Here is an 18,044-nt window from a genome sequence, read left to right as displayed (position 1 = left end):
AAAGCTCTCCTACTAATGGGATGATTCCACCTAAGAATGATAAAACTGCCATTGCGATTGCCATATTATTTCCTCCTCTTTTTTTGTATAGTAAGATGTTGTAAATCTTTATACCTTTATTATAGTAAGCGCTTACATATATATCAATACATTTTAATATGCAATATTACATAAGCTGGTTTTATTGCTATAAAGGGTCACTATACATGCCCATCAAGTTAATATTTTAAAGTATCCTCAAAACGAAAATTTTATCTCTTTATAGTTATCTATAGGAATTCAGTTCGTTTTTCTCGTTTTGGGGAACAAAGAATTTCTTAACTTGATGGCAATGTGGCGGGATCTCTTATTACAGAAATGAGGAAAAGTAAAATTATTCTACCAGCCATATATGCAGTTGAACATTTAGCATGGGCTGTACGTGAACGAGCGCATAGAAAAATTTTCAAACAATTGACAAGAGACCTTACTCCTTCTCAATGTAAGCAACTAGACAAGTTATTAAGTGTAGGAAAAGGATACAAGTTCTCGTATTTATCATGGCTTCGACAACCTTCAGATGTTGTTTCTGTTAAAAATTCCCACAAGATTATAGATCGAATAGAGTTTATCCAAAAATTAAATCTGTACCGTCAATATTTTTGTGTAAATAAGTGGTCCCTTGGCTTGTCTGAGGGATTTTTTGTTTTTGGGTATAACTTGTTTTCTTAAGTTGATAGGCATGTGGCAGTACCCCAATATGAGATTATAGATATATCTAACAATAATATTTCAACACGTCCATATTACAGATGTTTCCATGATGTATTTTACGAAAAGTTAAAATTGCATATTTTCACAAAAAATGAGGTATAATTTTTGTTGAAGAGCAAACTGTAAGTCCCATTAAAATATGTGGTAATTTTACATGGGATATGCCATATATATTCGAAAAGAGATAATGCACGTAATTAAAGTGTTCTTATCTCTTTTTTACTTATATAATGAAGAAATTTATTGGGAAAAAGTAAACAAATAATTATTTGAAGAATATGATGTACTAGTCTTTCAGACTGATATTTTATTCCTTACAGTATCAGAATAAGGTACTTTATCAAAAGCTAGCTATAGGGGGAATATTTAATTAATGTCTACTTTATTGAATTTTATTTTTATTATGTAGTTTCTATATAACGGAGAAAAAAGCAACCTATTTGGATGCTTACATGAGTGTTTAGGTTCTGTATCGTAGATTAAAAGAACTTGAATAAAGTTCTTTTTTAATTTGTAATTAAATCCCAGAGTGACCCCTCATACCCAGAATGGTTTCCGTTCCCCTACAAGAAAAGGAATTCTTTATTTACACAAAAATATTGACGGTACCTGAAGTTGTTACATCTCTATAAAAAAACGTACAACCTTGCCAACAAATACAAGGTTGTATGTTTTTAATATTATTTACATGTACTCAGGTGCAATCCGGTCCTTTTTGTACAATCCCTTCTATTGGTTGTCCTATTTGTACAATCTCTCCAGTTTGTACAATCTTAGCACCTTCATATAATTTATCTGCATAATTTTTAAGGTCCTGCCAGCTATCCTTCGCTATCTTCAAATCTATTTTTAATAAAGCAAGCCTGTCTGGGTTAATTTTATCAACATTTTTTAGTAAAGAATCATATTTTGATTCTATTGTATGCCACTGATTCGATATATTTTGAAGAGCAGTAATAGCTGTATCAATTGTTGCAGTCATATGTTCCGTTTTATTTTTGGCATCTGTCAAAATAACTAATTCTGCCTCTGCTCCAGAAATTCTGGACTTTAATTGTTCTATTTCTTGTTGTGCAGATGCGATATTCTTGTCAGCAGTGACAATCAATGGTATACCAACTGGAGGCATTAATACAGCTGCAGCTATATAGCCACCACGCTTATCATAGTTTTCTTTAATTATATTATTATAATTACTGATTTGTTGTTGTAGAAGTGGAATACCGGCGTTCGTACTTTCTAAAATAGACTTCAATTGATTAGAATCGTCTTTAAAACTTCTTGTATCTTCAGCCATTGTATTTCGAAATGTTTTCAACTTTTCTAGTAGTCCATCCACTTCTTGGCTATTTTTCAAAATACTATTATATAATTTCTCCAGTTCATTTTTAAATGCCACTGTATCTTTTTGATCTAAAGCAGCTAGTAATTGATCATAACTCGCTTGAAAGGTATCATTATAACTTACACTATTCTGATTCGTTTTCATAATATCAGGCTTTAGATTATCTAACCAATATGTTGCATTCCTTTGCGCATCCTTTTGATGCTTAATCATGTTTGCTTGTAAATTACCATTTATAGAACTTATTTTACTTAAATCTGTCTGTTCTTGATTACGAATTGTTTGAGCATATGAATCCATTGTAAGGATACTTGCCCCCATTTTCTCCATTACTTCTTTATATTTATCAGGACCTAAATCATCGCTCTTACTATCTTCTTGCTGTTGGGACACACTATTTTGCACAGCTTGTTCTGCTGCAAAGGTATGAAGTGGGATTACATTACTCGCTGCCATTCCAGTAATGATCGTTGATAAAATAACTTTCTTATACAATTTTTTATTCACCTTTTTTCACCTATTCTCTCAAATGTATCACGTATTTTTTTAAATTCATAAGCTTCTATTCTTTACTTCTAATGAATTACGATCATTGCAAATAAAACAACATATTAAAATAGAGATTTTCATACTTTCTTATTCTATAATCTTTATCAAGTTTCATAACTAAATAGGAAATCTCCTGCTCAAACTTGAACAGGAGACTTACATTATGTGTTCTTCAAAAGGGAAAGTCAGTATATTATATTTTTCATTACTTCGGAAATTTCTTGAAGTAATATTATTTTTTCTCTTCTACGAATGAAATCTCAGCCTTTTGAATATTTTCAGCATACTTGTTAACCTGTTCCCAGCTACCTTTAGCTATCTTCAGATCTGTTTTTATAATAATAGCAAGCTTGTCTGGGTTAATTCTGTCAACATTGTCATTCAATGATTTATATTTTGCCCCCATTGTCTGCCACTGATTCTTTACATTTTCAAGGGCAGTAATAGCTGCATCAATTGTTTCTGTTAAATTATTAGTATTATTTTTCAAGATCGTTAACTTAGCTACCTGTTGTTTTGCAGTGGAAATATTTTCTGTTAGATTTTTAATCTCTTCTTGTGCTTTCTTTATCTGCTGCTGCGATGTAACAACTCCGTATATCCCGCCTCCTAATGCACCTGCACCAATAGGCGCAAAGATAACTGTAGCAGTTAAGTATGCACCGAGAGCAGTTGCAACCGAAGATCCAATATAAACCTTGTTATTCTCATCAATTAATGTTTGATTTGTTTCGATTTGTTTCTGCATCAATGGAATTCCAGCATCTTGACCAGATAAAATATCTGTGATTTTGTTAGCATCAGTTTTTAAATTTTGTGTATCCAGTTCTAATTTGCCGCGAAAGGCTTTCAAATCTTGCACTAACCTGTCCACTGCACCTTTATTCTCTGAAATACTATCATCTAAACTTGTAAGCACAGCTTTTAGCGTTTCTTTGTCATTATTATTTACAGCTTCTACCAAAACATCATAATAATTTTGAAATTGTGTATTATAATTGATAATATTTTGATTCGTCTGGATTATTTGCGGTTTCAAACCATCTAACCATTGATTTGCATTTTTTTTAGAAGCATCGTGGTTGTCCTTAATGCTTTTTTGTAAATCATTGTTAATTACAGTTAAACCATCAAAATTAACATTTGCTTGTTTAACAATAGTTAAAGCATACAGATCCATTACCAACATATTGGATCCAGTTTTCTCTAACGCATCTTTAAGCCCTTCTGGTCCAAGTGAATACTCAGGGTACTCAGGGGAGTTATTTTCTGCACCTGCATAAATAGGTGCTGATTTTGTTGTATTTTCCGCTGCCGAAACATATGATGGCGTAATGCTACCCGCTGCGATTGTTGCAATTAATGTAGATAAAGCCATTACTTTATAAGGTTTTTTCATAATATTCCTATCTCCTTATATTATATTATTAAGAATTTTTTTCTTCATTCTACTATTTTGCCTCTGTTACTTTTATGTTTGTAACACTATTTTCATATTCCGTTGTTTGTTTATTCAATTCATCCGTAAACGTTTTGAGTTCTTTTAATTGTGCTTGTAATGCATTAGAATCTATTTTCGCATCAGTACTAAGACTTCTCTTCATTTGAATCATTGTGTCATTAAAGATGTCCCAACTACTTACTAGCTTGTCAAAACTCTCAATTTGCTTTTTAACTACTCTTGTAAAGTTATTTAACTGTAGATCAATAAGTGTCATTTGAGTTGCTTGCACTTCAATTTTCGATAATTTTTGTAGCAATAGAATTTTTTGTTGTTGCTTCTGACGAACATCATTATTCAGTTTTGTTACTTCATCATTTTGGACTTGTCCAACTTGGTTATAAATCACTTCCAAATTAGATGTGTCTAAAGTTTGATCCTTACCTGCGTCTATCCAAATATCAATAACCGTCTTTCCAATATTTATAGAACCTTTTACATTTTCTTTTGGTAGAGCTAGAAGTTTTGTATAATCATCTTGAATGTTTTCATCAAGTTGTCTAATTTCCGTTCTGAATTTTTCAATGTCTCCGCCTGATCCCTTATAAAGTTCAATCGCTCTGCTAACTTTACTAGAAAAGCTCTTACTATCTTCAACCAAGTCATTTTTATAATTGTTTAAGTCTACTGAAGCTCCTTTCATATCATACTGAATTGCTTGCATTTGATCTTGAAGTGCATTAAAAATACTTACAAAGTCCTCTTTTGCTTGCGAATCGTCATTCACTTTTCCAGCTAGTTCAACCAATATATCATAATAATTTGTAAATCTTGTCCCAAAATCCTGCAGGTCTTGATTTACATTGAATAGTTTTGGATTATATTTATCCAGCCAGTCTTGAACATGGTTTCTTGCAGTACCTTGATCAGTTGTTATTCCAGGTATGGCAGTTACTTCAAGGTTTGGTTGCTTTAATATGATTAGCCCATATCCTTGAATTAATGGCGTCTGTGATCCTAATGTCTTAATCGAATCTGATAACCTATTCATAGCAACTTGATTTGTACTACTTGTTAGTTGTGAATAAGTTGTTTTACTTTCTGCAAAAGTATTTACAGGTAAGAAGCAACTTGTAGATACTGCTGTAACTAATAACCCTGCGACTAACGCTTTTTTCATGGTAATTCCTCCTATTAATTGGTGTTTTTTGATAAAATAGTTGGACTAAATTTTAAAGGTTTAATTTTTATTAATATGAAATCTAGCCTTACAACCATTAATCGTTATAGATTGTTATAAAGATGTATATTATGGGAACCTAAATATAGATTATAAATATTTGTACATTATTCCCCCCTAGTTTTGTCTGCATGATCTCTACAAGATTACAAAAGATGAAATTATGCTGTACATTGCTTATACTTTCATCTCGGAATAAAATAAGATCCTAATTGCTATGTAGAGACTTAGAATGCTATTTTTTACAAATGTGATAATTTTATGATTCTAGATCGTTTCCAAATGGAATTAACTGAGTGTTCCGAAAATTAACTTGACATAATGTTACTTGCAACTTTACTGCACTTTTATTCGTATAATCTTCTCCTCTCCCCAGTGGTCATACCAATTACACCTTTATTAAAACATTAAATTTCCAATGCGTAAATAGTAGAATTTTGTCGAATATATTTATTAATTCTATTATTACGTATTAATATTAGTAAAAATATTATATTTCTAAAATTATTGCTTAATTTCATTTCAGTAATTATAATAGTTACAACTTGATATATTCAGCAAAAAAATAACTATTATAATCTGCGGAAAAATTTAAATAGAATTTAAATATTATTAATATAATTTAATCACACAATGTATAGACATTCCCTTTATTTGGGTATGCATAATTACATCTTCTTTGGTGATTTGCTCCAAAAGTCTTTCATCAAATTACCGAAACTTAGGATATTTCCAATTATGTAGAAACCTAAAAAAGTCCCTTTAAATATATAAAGGGACTTTGCTCATACAAATGATCTGCAAATCAATTCATCTTTGATATACAGATCATTTGTATGATAATTTTTATAAATAGTTGCGGAATAATGAACTTACATTACTGCTTTTAAAAGTTCTGATACTAAAGGAAGTACTCCACCTAAAAATGATAAAACTGCCATTGTGATTGCCATATTATTTCCTCCTCTTTTGTTGTTGCTAAGATATAATTTATCTTTGGGGTACCACCCCATCGCCATCAAGCTAAAATTTTGAAGTACCCCCAAAACAAAAATTTCATCTCACTTTTTTGTTTTATAGATTATTAATTTCTTTTATCACATGAAGATTTCGTTCGAACTCAAATAAAAACAGAGTCTCAAGATTCTTTTCTTGAGACTCTGTTTTTATTTCAAAAAGGAAATCATGATTTTCTCTAATTCAGCCTTATTTAAAACATCATCAATGATTACAACTTGATAAGTACTGTCCTTTCCTTTTGCAGGAACAATCATTTTCATGCCCTTTACATTACTTCCAGTCATTTTACCAAAGATGAATTGTGCTCCTTCCAGTTCATAATTTTCTATCTTGTCATTGTCATTAATCCACTGATAAAATGGATCTCTTCCTCCTTCTAAAATGGCGGATTGATAAATTGTATAACCAAACTCTCCGGCTCATAGTGCTTCCATTTAAAATCCACTGGTTTTTTCATCGTCGTACACGTCCTTTATTTATGAATATTTTCAGTGTACACAATGATAGTATTTTTTGCACCAGAACCAAGTAGTTTATGTGAAATGAAACATTGGGATTTTTCAGGAATTAAAAATAAGATATTTTTTTATTTTATTAATTCACATAATTTTAAAAATTAAAATCTTTAATTGTTAATATTTGTTATATAATGAAATTATCAACCAGTCATCAAATAGTGTCCCTTATGTTTCTGTTGGAACAGTTTGATGGTCCCGTGTATTAACCGTCTAAGTTACAATGCACATGCGTATATATGATTTTCAATCTATCCATGAATGTATATAAATAGCTAAAAGAATGATAAAGGATTAAAATTATTTTACTTTTGAGAAGTATATTCTTGTACAAGAATCAATAAACAAAATATCATAACATAAAAAAAGAATTGCAAGTCATGTATTCTCTAAAAATAATAAATGTAAAATATGGCTAAATTCCCTAAGGATGCAGCCGGTGTTTTGTGAAGGTAAATTGAATAGAAAAAACATTCATTTAATAGGTGGATTGTTAAGTGTATTTATTTTTAAATACATAGATTTAAATTCTAAAAATTGATTTTTTGAATTAGTTTTTAATAGTATAGAATAATATTTACGCCCGTACATTTAGTTAAGTAAGTAGTATCTTTAACAAATATGGTAAATCCAATTAAACGATAAAGATTATAAGAAAATATGAAATTATAAAACAATCATTATTTACACCTATAAATTTCTGAATAATCAAACTAATATTCTTTTACAGCAAATATAATCAGCATGTAAGGTTTTTCCTGAAAATTTGATGAATGGTGGGAATGAAATGAAACGCAGAATGTTAACAAAATATTTTGGAATTATAAGTTTAATCATTATGTTGCTAGGGGTTTCTATTCCACAAGCAGCAGCCGAGATAATACATCAAGAAAAGTTTCAAATGAACTGGAATTATATTAAATTCAAAGGTACTGAAGTAAAGGTAAAGGCAGACTTACTAAGAACGTCATCAAAAGATGTTGCATATTGTTTATCACCTGATTTGAATTCACCTAATGGAGATGATCTTTCTGAAATTGGAAAAGAGAATGATTTTGTATATCGTGTCTTACTTTATGGATACCCTCAAAAAACGCCGGCTGAATTAGGAGTTTCTACAAAAGAGGAAGCCTACTATGCAACTCAACTAGCTATCTGGATTGCATCTAAAAAAATTGAAATTGCCGATTCAAAGCCAGAAAACCAACAGGTATATAACCTTGTAAAGCATTTGGTAGAAAAAGCTTCTAAAGGTACTGAAGTTCAGGAAACATATTTGAACGTAATACCTACTGGAAAACAAACTGTAGAGCAAAATGGGGAATATTTCGAAACAAATTTATATAGAGTTCAATCAAATTCAGTATCTGGAGTATACTCAGTTCAAATGGAGGGTGCACCAGAAGGAGCTAAAATTATAAATGAACAAGGTGAAAAAAAGAATGAATTCTCTATAGAGGAAAAATTTAAAGTTATGATTCCCAAAAACGCAACAAGTGGAAATTTCAAGATCAGAGTAAATGCAAAATTGCAGAGCTTACAAGCAGTTACCTTTGATGGCCAACAAAGGATTCAAGATGTAACTGCTTTATTACCAAGAATGAGTGAAAAAAGCAGTACAGATATAGTAGTAAGATGGGAATTTTTGGGGTCATTAAAAATTATGAAGGTAGGAGAAAATAGAGAGGCTTTAAAAGGGGCAGTGTTTGAGGTTGTAAGTGAAAATGGGGATTTTAGACAAGAAATCACTACAACTGAGAATGGGATTGCTACATTAAATAAACTTCCTACCGGTACGTATGTTGTAAAAGAAATTCAGGCTCCAGAAGGTTATGTACTTGATCCTACAATAAAAAAAATGGAAGTAAAAACTGGCGAGATAGCAGAAATAGAAATAAAGAATCAAAAAATAACAAGTGGCCTGGAAATTAAAAAAGTGCATGCTACATATGGAAATGCTAAACAATCTTATGATATACAAAGTAAAGAGCGCGCAATGGAAAATGATCTTGCAAGTAAGGAAAAGCATCACCTGCCATCAACAGGAACGAAGTTTCCAACTGTCCCGTTTGTAGGACTAGGATTTATTATTTTAGGAATCTATATATTAAAAATAGGGAAAAATCATAGTTAAAAACTATAAACAATAAGGGTTTTGTTACCAATGCTTAAAGTTAAATATGCTAAGAAATGTTTTGTGAAAAATGTAGATTATAACAATCCCTAAAATTGAAAACGCTTGCAATAAATGCAATTATGAAAAAGCTATATGATATACCTAAACGTGCTCTCCAGGATCAAATACAACGAGCGAATTTATGAAGTATTCCGATTAATTCCATTATTATATGGAACGCCGTATATTTAAGTAAATCTGTAGAAATGTTAAAAAGTAAGTATGAGTTTAATGAAGAACTATTAAAACATATCTCATCATTAGGATGGGAGCATATCAACTTTTTAAGTGAGTATCGATTTAATATAAAAGATTATATATTGAGTTCATTTCAAACTGATGTATATTCATAAAAAGCACGTTACTATTCTCATTAACATAAGAGAATAGTAACGTGCTTTTTACTTTAAGAATAGCCTAAATGCTTAAGTTGATGGATGTGTGGTGCTATCCCATTACCATCAACTTAAAAGTACTTACTACCCATTATTGTTATAAACGTTATTCTTCCTAGATTAATAAGAAGAGATGAAAAAAACACCTTCACAGGTGTCTTTTTTCATTATAGAAATATCTTAAAATAGATATCTGATGTCATTTATTCAATAAAAAAACCTTTGTTACATCATAACGCCATTATCTTTGAATGAATACCATTTCCCATCAATAAAATGTTTGCCTGTTGCTATTGCACCACTAGACTGTAAATAATACCAATTTCCATCTTTTTGTAACCAGCCTGTTTTCATCGTTCCGTCTTCATTCATGTAATACCATGTGCCCTTATCTTGTACCCAGCCTGTTGTCATCGGGCCATCATAAAAGTAATACCATTTCCCGTTATAACTTAGCCAACCTGCGTGGCTTGCTCCAGTTTTATCATCAAAGTAATACCATTCACCATCAATTAATTTCCAGCCTGTAAACATTGATCCATCTGGATTGAAGTACCAACAAGTACCTCCTTCACACATTTTCCCTGTCCACATGGCACCACTGTCAGCGAAAACGTAACGCTTTCCTCCCTCATCTAACCAACCTTCGTCCCACCCATTAGCTGAGCTTTTCATTGTGCCATTTGCATTTAAGTAATACCATGTGCCCTTATCTTTTAACCAGCCTGTTTTCATCGTTCCATCTGCATTCAGGTAGTACCAATTCCCATTATCTTCAATCCAACCTGTTTGCATCTTAGAAGCCACAAAGTAATACCAGCTTCCTTTATAACTTAGCCAACCATTATGAGTATTAAAATGCGTCCGGCTTTCTTCGAAGTAGTACCATTCATTATTAATCAAATTCCAACCAGTTGCCATTGCTCCATCAGATAAGAAATAATTACCATCAGGATATGAACCTACCCAATTGTTTTTCCACATTTTCCCGTTGTCTGGATTCAATAAATATGTCTTACCATTATACTTCAGTGTACCATAATGCAGACTTCCACCTTGCTGAACGTAATACCAATCCTCTTCATACTGAACCCAGCCCTCTTTAGAGTACATGGCACCATCTTTTCCTAATAAGTAACCTGCATCTTGATCTTGAATATAACCAGTTTTCATTGCTCCACTTTCAGCAAAGTAGTACCACTTTCCGGCATCACTTAACCAGCCATTACTTTTCATTGCCCCATCCGCATTCAAGTAATACCATGTACCATTATCTTTTAACCACCCTGTTTTCTTCACACTATTTTGATCATAGAAATACCATGTATTTCCCTCTTTTACCCACCCTGTTTTCTGCATTGCCTGTTCTGTTTTTGGAGTAAGTTGTTTTACAGCTTCTTGGTTTTCAGCATGAGATACTGCAGGCACTACAAACATTGCAGACATTAAAACTGGTAAAATAGCTTTCTTCATTTTCCATATCCCCCAAATAATGAATAATTTTAGTTTTTATTTCCACAAACAGAATTATATTATGATATTTAAATATAATCAATAGTTTTTGTAACAAAAATGTAATCTTTTTTTAATTTAACGACACAAAATATCCATTAATGTAATTATTGTTACTTTCTAGTTACAATGTAAGTATCATTACACATCTATCAACTTAAGGGATTAATTGTCCCAAAAACGAAAAAGATGAGTCGAATTCTCATAAATAACTGTAAAAAGGTAAAATTTTCGTTATGGGGGGTGACCTGTTTTCTTAGGTTGATGACGATGTGGTGCTACCCCAATATTATCTTTACAAAAGTGTATCTTCCCCCCTTTATAATAAATCGAATTCTCTACCTCAGAACAATTTATCTTACTAATTGCATACGAATCCCTAAAACTACAGCTTGCGTGCGGTCTGCCACCTCAAGTTTCTGAATAATGTTATGTACATGGGTTTTAACAATTCCTTCTGAAATATACAGTATATTTGCTATTTCTTTATTCTTCTTTCCATATGCTATGAGTTGCAATATCTCAATTTCTCGATCTGTTAATGGTTCTATAAAAGATGAAGCCTTAGGCTGATTTGTTGAAATATTATCTCTAGAATTTATAATCTTTGCGAGCGCTTGTTCCGCTGTCATACTATTATATAAAGTGGCGCCGCGCTGTATAGAACGTACACCATCTAATAGCTCTTTCGTTTGAGTATCCTTTAATAAATATCCGGCGGCACCAGCACGAATCCCATCGAATACATAGTCTTGCACATCAAAGGTTGTCAACAATATTATTTTTGTATCTGGAAAAGATTGCACAATATTGCGAGTTGCAGCAATGCCGGTCGCCTGCGGCATTTGTACATCCATCAACACGATATCAGGTATGCAGCGCAAAGCAATCTTTACGGCATCCTTACCATTATCTGCTTCACCTACAACTTCCATATCTGATTGACTATTAAATATATACGTCAGCCCTTGTCTGATGATTGGTTGATCGTCCACTAACATGATTCGAATTTTTTTATCGTTTTCATTCGTCGTCCCTCCTATCTCTAGGCTTCATCACATACACGATTCATTAAAGGAATAATCGCTTCCACCTTCAATCCCCCGTCTGAATTAACCGAAAAATTACAAGTTCCCCCAACAGATTGACACCGTTCAATCATTCCTTTTACTCCAAAACCATTTTGGTATAAATTTTCACTTAAAAATTGTCCATTATCGGAAACAATGAGCGATAATTCTTGTGCATGTTCTTGTATACATACATCTACTTCATTGGCACCAGAATGACGTATTACATTTGTAATGGATTCCTGAAGAATACGGAACATTACAATGCTAATGTCCTCAGACCATTCAGAGAATTCTCCTTTTTCCTTTAGTTGAAACCGAATTTGTGAATTAATTTTTCGACATCTAAAACCCTGCTATACAGAATAAAAAGTAACCTACACTCGTTTGCGCTTTCTGTTTTTACTTCGCATGTGGCAGAAAAAGGCCCTGACCGCTTCTATGCATGGCCAGATGCTCTCTCTTACCTAAAAAGAGGGGTTTTATGTCCGTTTTTTAATTGATGTATATATAGTTTAAAATTCTTTAACAAATTCATTATGAAATTCTATACCCTAAAAGTTGCATCATATCTTCATAGAGTCATAGAATTAATCTGTGGTTGAAAGTACGTAAAGAGCTGCTAGAATTCATTACTGAGAATACGAAGGATAAAGGAAGGAACCGAAGTAAAAGCTAAAAAAATTAGAAAAGGAAAATGGAGAGATGAATTAAATGTTAAAGATCATCAAACATTTAAAACCATTTGTTACCTCAATCATTGCAGTTATATGCCTATTATCCATACAAGCCGTATGTGACCTGTCACTGCCAGACTACATGTCTAACATTGTGAATGTAGGTATTCAGCAAAAAGGTGTAGAAAACGCAGTACCTGGGGTTATTCGTAAAAGTGAGCTCGATAAACTTACACTCTTTATGAATGAAAATGAGAAGAAAAAAGTAGATGACAACTATGTACTTTTAGATAAGAACAATCTTTCTCAAAGTGAGCTGAAAAATGACTTAAAAGATTATCCGCAGCTTGATAAAGAACCGCTTTATAAGCTACATACAGAGGATAAAAATACAATTAACGAACTTAACGATATATTCGGGAAACCAATGTTAATTACACAAGGAATTGAAAAAGGCGGCTCATCTGCTTTCACTGCGCCAGGTGATAACAAAGCACCGGCGAAGCTTCCGCCAAATACAGATCCTTTTGCAGTAATTGCTAAACTACCTCAAGATCAAATCGATGCAATGAAAGAAAAGGCGGATGAAAAGTTTAAGAATATGCCAGGCAGCATGGTAACACAGTCAGCCGTTTCATTCATTGAGAATGAATATAAAAAGATCGGTATCAATACAGATAAGCTTCAATCCAATTATATTCTTACTTCTGGCGGAAAAATGCTGCTTTTATCCTTAGTAAGTATGGCAGCTACCGTTATCGTGAGTTTACTTGCTGCAAAAGTGGCTGCTGGATTAGGTAGAGATCTTAGAAAGAAAGTATTTCGAAAGGTTACAAGCTTTTCTAATACAGAGTTTGATAAGTTTTCCACTGCATCTCTAATCACAAGAAGTACAAATGATATTCAACAAGTGCAAACACTTATGGTTATGCTGCTTCGTATCGTATTCTATGCACCGATTTTAGGCATAGGCGGAATTATTAAGGTACTTACTACAGACCTTTCAATGGGATGGATTATCGCAGTTGCAGTTATCGCGATTTTAAGCTTAGTCATTGGTCTATTTAGCATCGCGATCCCTAAGTTTAAGAGTATCCAAAAGTTAGTAGATAAAATTAACTTGATCACTCGTGAATCTTTAACAGGTATGCTCGTGATTCGTGCTTTTAATAATCAAAAGCATGAAGAAAAGAAATTCGAAAAAGGAAATCAAGATTTAACAAGAACCAATTTATTTGTAAGCCGTTTAATGTCATTTATGATGCCAATGATGATGCTTATCATGAATGCCGTTACTGTACTTATTATTTGGGTTGGATCACACCAAGTGGATATGGGACATATGCAAGTTGGTGATATGATGGCATTTATGCAATATACAATGCAAATCATCATGGCCTTCTTAATGATTTCTATGGTATCCATTATGGTTCCGCGTGCTTCTGTATCCGCGCAGCGCATTGCAGAAGTTTTAGATACTGATCTTTCTATTCATGACGCAGCGGAGCCAAAAACATTTGCTTCTGACAAGAGAGGCTACGTTGAATTTAAAAATGTTAGCTTTAAATATCCAGGTGCAGAAGAAGATGTGCTTTCCAATATTACCTTTACCGCAAAACCTGGAGAAACGACAGCTTTCATCGGAAGTACAGGTAGTGGTAAATCAACATTAATCAACTTAATTCCACGCTTTTACGATGTAACAAGCGGCCAAATATTAATAGATGGCACGGATACTAGAGAAGTATCTCAGAAGGAATTAAGAGAGAAAATTGGTTATGTACCGCAAAAAGGAGTTCTATTCTCAGGTACGATCGAAAGTAATTTGAAATACGGTAAGAAAGAAGCAACTGAAGAAGAACTCGCAAAAGCGGCAGAAATCGCGCAAGCTATGGAGTTTATTAACGCGAAACCGGAAAGCTTCCGTACAGAAATATCACAAGGTGGTACGAACGTTTCCGGTGGTCAAAAACAAAGACTTTCTATTGCGCGTGCTCTTACGAAAAAATCGGAAATCTTCATATTTGATGATAGTTTCTCAGCTCTTGACTTTAAGACAGACGCAGCCTTGCGGAGGGCTTTAAACAATGAGATTGCGGGAAGTACTATTCTACTTGTTGCCCAAAGAATAAGTACAATCATGAATGCAGATAAGATCATTGTACTTGATGAAGGAAAAATAGTCGGAACTGGTACTCATGAAGAGCTTATGGAAAACTGTGAAGTTTATAAGCAAATTGCTTTATCACAACTTTCAAAAGAGGAGTTGTCATCATGAGTGATAGAAAAATAGAACATAACAGACAAGGTGGCCATGGCGGCGGTCATATGGGCGGCGGCATGAGGAAGATTGAGAAGGCAAAAAATTTCAAAGAAACGATGAATAAGTTACTTCAATACTTAAAGCCATATAAGTTCTCAATCCTAATCGTTATTATTTTCGCAATCGGTAGTGCTGCCTTTGCAATCGTCGGTCCAAAGATTTTAGGTAAAGCGACAACAAAACTTTTCGAAGGACTCGTAGACAAAGTAACAGGCGTGCACGGTGCTGCCATTGACTTTACCTATATCGGAAACATTGCGCTCCTGCTCCTTGGATTATATATAGCGAGCACTGCGTTTGGCATTATCCAAGGCTATATCATTTCGGGAGTCGCACAAAAGGTATCTTATAACTTCAGAAAAGAAATTGATGAAAAGATCAACCGTATGCCGCTTAAGTACTTTGATAAAACGACACATGGAGAAGTATTATCTAGAGTTACAAATGACGTAGATACTGTGAGTCAAACTTTAAACCAAAGTATGTCGCAAATCATCACATCCGTTATTACAATCATCGGTGTACTCATCATGATGTTATCAATCAGCTGGCAAATGACATTAGTAGCTCTCTTAATATTACCAGTATCAATGACACTCATAATGGGCGTCGTAAAAAGATCACAAAAATACTTTAAGTCCCAACAAGAGTATTTAGGACACGTGAACGGTCAGGTCGAAGAAATTTATAGTGGTCACAATATCGTAAAAGCTTTTAACACTGAAGAAGAAGAAGTGAAAAAATTCGAAGAGGTGAATGATACTCTTTACCACTCTGCATGGAAATCTCAATTTTTATCTGGAATGATGATGCCGATTATGATGTTTATCGGTAATATCGGTTACGTAGCTGTATCCATTTTAGGCGGATGGCTCGCTGTAAAGAGAACAATTGCTGTTGGAGATATTTTAGCATTTGTGCAATATGTTAGAAGCTTTACGCAACCAATCGCTCAAGTGGCCCAAATCGCTAACGTACTTCAATCCACTGCAGCTGCTGCAGAAAGAGTTTTCGAATTTTTAGATGAAGAAGAAGAAATTCCGGAAGCAGAAAACCCAGTGAAGCTTCAAGAAGTTAAAGGAGAAGTTACATTCAAAGATGTTCAATTTGGATATAATCCAGATAAAATCATCATCAATAACTTCTCAGCTAATATTAAACCTGGACAAAAGGTAGCCATCGTAGGACCAACCGGAGCAGGTAAAACAACGATCGTAAAACTATTAATGCGTTTTTATGATGTAAACAGTGGTGCCATCTGTATAGACGGTCACGATATAAAAAACTTCACCCCCGAAGACTTGCGCAGCATGTTCGGGATGGTGCTGCAAGACACATGGCTATTTAACGGTTCCATCATGGAAAACATACGTTACGGTAGACTGGGTGCAACCGCCGAAGAAGTGATTGAAGCAGCGAAAGCAGCCCACGTTCACAGCTTCGTAAAAACCTTACCAAATAAATATCAAATGGAACTAAACGAAGAAGCAAGCAACGTATCCCAAGGACAAAAGCAACTACTAACAATTGCCCGTGCCCTTCTAGCGGATCCGAAAATACTCATACTCGACGAAGCAACAAGCTCCATTGACACTCGTACAGAAGTGCTGATTCAAAAAGCCATGGAAAACCTCATGGAAGGCAGAACAAGCTTCATCATCGCTCATAGATTATCAACAATCCGTGATGCCGATTTAATCCTTGTCATGAAAGACGGGGATATTGTAGAACAAGGTAATCATGAAGAGTTATTGAAGGCTGATGGTTTCTATGCTTCGCTTTATAATAGTCAGTTTGAAGGTGCGGATGCCTCTTGAGTTAGGTGGGTGGCCACCTTGCCAGAACTGTGCAAAAGGTGAATTGATTGTTTTATTTACAACTCCAGCAACTACGGAACCTGGTTTTAAAGTATATTCAGCTGATGGAAGTTTCACTTTATAGCATAAATAACTTTTGCCATATATAAGGCCACTGAAAAAGCCCACTTAATAAGAAAAAGGAGTTCACCACCTACTATATACAGGTAATGAACTCCTTTCCATTTTCTACATATTAATAAAATACACGTTATTTTTTCAAAGTAATCACTTTTTCAGTGCCTTCCCATGCATAAGTGTATTTGTTATTGGTGATTCACGTACGTATCAAACCATAAATGGATATATCCAGCTGTAATACGCTGTGCTTCCATTAAACGTTTTCCTGTTACCGGTGTTACTTCAGCACGCCATTTGTCAGCAGAGTCTTGTGATACCGTTGCTTTTAGGAACCAATTTTTTGTATTATCATTAACAATTGATGGAAAATCAGCCTTTGCTGCTGATGCTGATGCATGAACCCACTCTTCTGGATTTGCACTTTTCCAATTCCAATAGCCATCTCCATCTGTTACTCTATAATTGTCCTTCACTGTATCAACGAAGTTTTCATATTTTGAGTGGAAGCCAAATGGATGCGAAATGTTAGTAAAGTTTGCTGCATGCATTGGTTGGTTGACATCCCCTAAATAATGAAGTGATAATCCTAAATAAAAGAATGCATTTTTCATATCTTTATTTTGATAAGCTTCACCAGCTAATTTAAAATACTTTGCTCCCGTTTGCTTTGCTTGTTTAGCAAATGGAATATACGTTTTTCCTGAATCAGGATCATAGAAGTGTGAAGCGAATGTGGAATGATCATAGTATGGGTTTTTATAATCTGCAGAATAAATACCTTCCTCTAGATTAGTACGCCATTCATTTAATAGAGCTGTCTCATTTTGCTTCACTACAGTCGTATTTTGGGACATAATATCAATAGCTCTGTTGACAATCCATAAATGAGAACTTACTCCTTCATTATGTATTGATTCTGCTGACCATCTTTGAGCAATAGGTGGATCAAATTGCCCATCATTTTCATGTGCGAACGCCACGCTCTGAACAGGCGCTGTTAAAGCAATGACAGAAGCTATAGCAAAAATTTTTCTTTTCATAAATATTCCTCCATTTGATATATAATTTAAATTTCTTTCATAGGGTCTTCT

11 protein-coding genes and 2 pseudogenes are annotated in these 18,044 nt (G+C 33.7%); 5 read left to right on the top strand and 8 right to left on the bottom strand.

The window, feature by feature from the left end:
• Positions 1–342 precede the first annotated feature (342 nt).
• Positions 343–627: pseudogene (locus JDS96_RS31865) on the top strand (hypothetical protein); the annotation flags it as partial.
• A gap of 820 nt (positions 628–1,447) precedes the next feature.
• Here JDS96_RS31865 and nheC read toward each other — a convergent pair.
• The 4 genes from nheC to JDS96_RS03065 form a co-directional block, all read right to left on the bottom strand.
• Positions 1,448–2,605 carry a non-hemolytic enterotoxin subunit C gene (gene nheC / locus JDS96_RS03080; protein WP_199665989.1) on the bottom strand — a complete coding sequence of 386 codons (1,158 nt, stop codon included), beginning with the start codon at positions 2,603–2,605 and terminating at the stop codon, positions 1,448–1,450.
• Positions 2,606–2,879: 274 nt separating this feature from the next.
• Positions 2,880–4,046, bottom strand: coding sequence for a non-hemolytic enterotoxin subunit B (nheB, locus tag JDS96_RS03075; RefSeq protein ID WP_199665988.1), 1,167 nt, complete (start codon positions 4,044–4,046; stop codon positions 2,880–2,882).
• 52 nt (positions 4,047–4,098) lie between these two features.
• Positions 4,099–5,268: a non-hemolytic enterotoxin subunit A gene (nheA, locus tag JDS96_RS03070; RefSeq protein ID WP_003204425.1), complete on the bottom strand. Its 1,170-nt coding sequence runs from the start codon at positions 5,266–5,268 to the stop codon at positions 4,099–4,101.
• 932 nt (positions 5,269–6,200) lie between these two features.
• Entirely contained in the window at positions 6,201–6,374 is a 174-nt protein-coding gene (locus JDS96_RS03065) for a hypothetical protein (RefSeq protein WP_155895722.1), read from the bottom strand.
• A 1,276-nt stretch (positions 6,375–7,650) separates the two neighbouring features.
• On the opposite strand from JDS96_RS03065, the gene JDS96_RS03055 reads away from it, so the two are divergent.
• Positions 7,651–8,997, top strand: coding sequence for a SpaA isopeptide-forming pilin-related protein (locus tag JDS96_RS03055; RefSeq protein WP_199665993.1), 1,347 nt, complete (start codon positions 7,651–7,653; stop codon positions 8,995–8,997).
• Positions 8,998–9,143: 146 nt separating this feature from the next.
• Positions 9,144–9,392 (top strand): annotated as a pseudogene (locus JDS96_RS03050) (Tn3 family transposase); the annotation flags it as partial.
• A 267-nt stretch (positions 9,393–9,659) separates the two neighbouring features.
• Here the strand turns inward: JDS96_RS03050 and JDS96_RS03045 are convergent.
• The 3 genes from JDS96_RS03045 to JDS96_RS03035 all read right to left on the bottom strand — a co-directional run bounded on the left by JDS96_RS03045 (position 9,660) and on the right by JDS96_RS03035 (position 12,276).
• Positions 9,660–10,907 carry an N-acetylmuramoyl-L-alanine amidase family protein gene (locus JDS96_RS03045; RefSeq protein ID WP_199665987.1) on the bottom strand — a complete coding sequence of 416 codons (1,248 nt, stop codon included), beginning with the start codon at positions 10,905–10,907 and terminating at the stop codon, positions 9,660–9,662.
• A 392-nt stretch (positions 10,908–11,299) separates the two neighbouring features.
• Entirely contained in the window at positions 11,300–11,947 is a 648-nt protein-coding gene (locus tag JDS96_RS03040; RefSeq protein WP_199665986.1) for a response regulator transcription factor, read from the bottom strand.
• A gap of 44 nt (positions 11,948–11,991) precedes the next feature.
• Positions 11,992–12,276, bottom strand: a complete 285-nt coding sequence (locus JDS96_RS03035; RefSeq protein WP_098114441.1) for a sensor histidine kinase — start codon at positions 12,274–12,276, stop codon at positions 11,992–11,994.
• A 454-nt stretch (positions 12,277–12,730) separates the two neighbouring features.
• Here JDS96_RS03035 and JDS96_RS03030 point away from each other — a divergent pair, with 454 nt between their 5' ends.
• A complete protein-coding gene (locus JDS96_RS03030) occupies positions 12,731–14,971 on the top strand; it encodes an ABC transporter ATP-binding protein (protein ID WP_199665985.1) in 2,241 nt (746 codons plus the stop codon).
• A complete protein-coding gene (locus JDS96_RS03025) occupies positions 14,968–16,833 on the top strand; it encodes an ABC transporter ATP-binding protein (RefSeq protein ID WP_199665984.1) in 1,866 nt (621 codons plus the stop codon). The genes JDS96_RS03030 and JDS96_RS03025 overlap by 4 nt, the downstream gene beginning before the upstream one ends.
• Positions 16,834–17,138: 305 nt before the next feature.
• Here JDS96_RS03025 and JDS96_RS03020 read toward each other — a convergent pair whose 3' ends face one another.
• Positions 17,139–17,993 (bottom strand): phospholipase C, encoded by an 855-nt coding sequence (locus JDS96_RS03020; protein ID WP_199665983.1) that lies wholly within the window; start codon positions 17,991–17,993, stop codon positions 17,139–17,141.
• Between the last annotated feature and the right edge of the window lie 51 nt (positions 17,994–18,044).

Source organism: Bacillus cereus group sp. N21 (assembly GCF_016483395.1).
Taxonomy (GTDB): Bacteria; Bacillota; Bacilli; order Bacillales; family Bacillaceae_G; genus Bacillus_A; species Bacillus_A pseudomycoides.
The sequence above is the reverse complement of the archived record's forward strand: the minus strand, read 5'-3'. Positions and strand labels throughout refer to the sequence as shown.

Coding starts and splice junctions, on each gene's coding strand:
- nheB (WP_199665988.1), bottom strand. CDS start 4,046: ATGAAAAAACCTTATAAAGTAATGGCTTTATCTACATTAATTGCAACA.
- nheA (WP_003204425.1), bottom strand. CDS start 5,268: ATGAAAAAAGCGTTAGTCGCAGGGTTATTAGTTACAGCAGTATCTACA.
- JDS96_RS03055 (WP_199665993.1), top strand. CDS start 7,651: ATGAAACGCAGAATGTTAACAAAATATTTTGGAATTATAAGTTTAATC.
- JDS96_RS03045 (WP_199665987.1), bottom strand. CDS start 10,907: ATGAAGAAAGCTATTTTACCAGTTTTAATGTCTGCAATGTTTGTAGTG.
- JDS96_RS03040 (WP_199665986.1), bottom strand. CDS start 11,947: ATGTTAGTGGACGATCAACCAATCATCAGACAAGGGCTGACGTATATA.
- JDS96_RS03035 (WP_098114441.1), bottom strand. CDS start 12,276: ATGTTCCGTATTCTTCAGGAATCCATTACAAATGTAATACGTCATTCT.
- JDS96_RS03030 (WP_199665985.1), top strand. CDS start 12,731: ATGTTAAAGATCATCAAACATTTAAAACCATTTGTTACCTCAATCATT.
- JDS96_RS03025 (WP_199665984.1), top strand. CDS start 14,968: ATGAGTGATAGAAAAATAGAACATAACAGACAAGGTGGCCATGGCGGC.
- JDS96_RS03020 (WP_199665983.1), bottom strand. CDS start 17,993: ATGAAAAGAAAAATTTTTGCTATAGCTTCTGTCATTGCTTTAACAGCG.